We start from the raw sequence: 1,641 nt of genomic DNA, 5'->3' as shown, positions 1-1,641 counted from the left end.
GAAGAGGGAGGAGACGCCGGGTACAATCTCCGGTCTGATCCCGTCCTTCTCAAGGACTGCCATCTGCTCGATGATTGCACCATAGAGTGCCGGATCACCTGAATGGAGACGGACAACCAGTTTCTTCTCCAGGACTCCGTCTCTGATCGCGCCACAGATCTCCTCAAGGTTCATCTGTGAGGAATCAAGTTTTGTGGCTGCTGCCGATGCAGCGACAAGCTCAGGATTCACCAGCGATCCCGCATAGATCAGGATATCCGCCCTCTTCAGGAGATCCATCCCCTTCACCGTGATAAGGCCTGGATCTCCGCATCCCGCGCCGACAATATAAAAATCGCTCATAATTTCCTCGCGTACAGTATGCTGAAGTAATTGGATTTTTCAGGCAGGTTCTCATTGGTATAGATCGTCATATCGTCCATATACATCCGTTCCACAAGTACAAACTCCGAGTATCCTTCCTTCTTCAGCTCCGCTGCTATCTTCTGTGGACGCCGTACCTTCAGCGTGATCCTGACATCAGGATCAGATCCATCCGAGACTGAAAAACTCTTCTGGATCGGAAGATCTGCAACAGATGGAAGTGCCGTAATCGAGCTGATCCCCGGCACCGTGCTGCATTCGATCTCCGGGTGATCCCGTTTTAAGATCGCTGTTAACCGGGAGAAGGTGGAGAAGAAGTTCGGGTCTCCGATGATTCCAAAGACTGCGATCCCAGAGAGGGCATATGGCGCAATCTTCTTTGCATTCTCCTCCATGCAGGCTTCGATATAGGATTCATCATTCGTCATCGGGAAATCAAGGGTGATGGCATCTCTTCTGTATGCTTCAACGAGATTATATGCCATCTCCCCCGGTACAAAGACAGAGTCTGCCTCCCTGAGGAGCCGTGCTGCCTTCAGGGTGAGGAGTTCGGGATCGCCTGGCCCAAGGCCGACAGCAATCAGCATTGTCTGCACCCCCCGACGATGATATATATTGGGTTTTCCGGCTTAAACATCGTTTTTCCGGCGAGATCAGCGGATCGTGAAACCTGAAGGTGGATAGCTTCGACAAAGATGCCACGTTCCCTCATCGTTTGAATCGCAAGCGTGGCGGTCTCAAGGAGGACGGCATTCACCACAATCGTTCTGACCCCCTTCTCTGCGAGAAGTGAGAGTACCTGCAGAAGCCCCTTTGAGCCGCCGACAAACGCAACATCAATTCCCTCAATCTCACCGAGAAATGGTACTGCATCGCCCCCGACAAGGGTGATATTTGTTAACCCGGAATCGGCAATTGTTCTTCTGGCGACTGCAATTGCCTCCGGCCGCATGTCGATTGCAAACACCCTTTCAGCAGTCCGTGCAATGGCGATGCTGACGGTTCCTGTCCCGCACCCGATATCAACAGCAGTATCTCCGGGGCGGACTGCAAGCTTCGAAAGCGCAACGGCACATACTTCGGGCTGGGTCGGCCCTCCTCTCAATTCACTCGTTGTCATGGATCCCGCAGCCCAGGCAGCTATTCATTGCCTGCCTGTTTCAGAAGTATTGGCTCGAATTCTTAATAGTTATTGGGTATCTCATCTGAAAGCAGAACGTGTTTATCGTCTTTGCCAGTTTAAACCTGAATGAATCAATATAATTAAACGTATTCCCA

Annotated in this window: 3 protein-coding genes; all 3 read right to left on the bottom strand. The window is 51.5% G+C overall.

Annotated features, from left to right (window positions below; all coding sequences use genetic code 11):
* Window positions 1–342, bottom strand: a 342-nt coding sequence (locus tag QCH34_RS12295) for an SAM-dependent methyltransferase (protein ID WP_300334557.1), incomplete at its 3' end; no start/stop codon positions are given.
* Complete coding sequence (locus tag QCH34_RS12290; protein ID WP_300334556.1) at window positions 339–950, bottom strand: cobalt-factor II C(20)-methyltransferase; 612 nt, start codon at window positions 948–950, stop codon at window positions 339–341. The genes QCH34_RS12295 and QCH34_RS12290, both read right to left, overlap by 4 nt.
* Window positions 944–1,483, bottom strand: coding sequence for a precorrin-6Y C5,15-methyltransferase (decarboxylating) subunit CbiT (gene cbiT, locus QCH34_RS12285; protein ID WP_300334555.1), 540 nt, complete (start codon window positions 1,481–1,483; stop codon window positions 944–946). Before cbiT ends, QCH34_RS12290 begins: the two co-directional genes overlap by 7 nt.
* Window positions 1,484–1,641: the final 158 nt, after the last annotated feature.

The organism is Methanocalculus sp., from assembly GCF_029762515.1.
Taxonomy (GTDB): domain Archaea; phylum Halobacteriota; class Methanomicrobia; order Methanomicrobiales; family Methanocorpusculaceae; genus Methanocalculus.
Note: the sequence above shows the minus strand (reverse complement) of the source record. Positions and strands in the feature narration are given on the sequence as shown.

Coding starts and splice junctions, on each gene's coding strand:
- cbiT (WP_300334555.1), bottom strand. CDS start 1,483: ATGACAACGAGTGAATTGAGAGGAGGGCCGACCCAGCCCGAAGTATGT.
- QCH34_RS12290 (WP_300334556.1), bottom strand. CDS start 950: ATGCTGATTGCTGTCGGCCTTGGGCCAGGCGATCCCGAACTCCTCACC.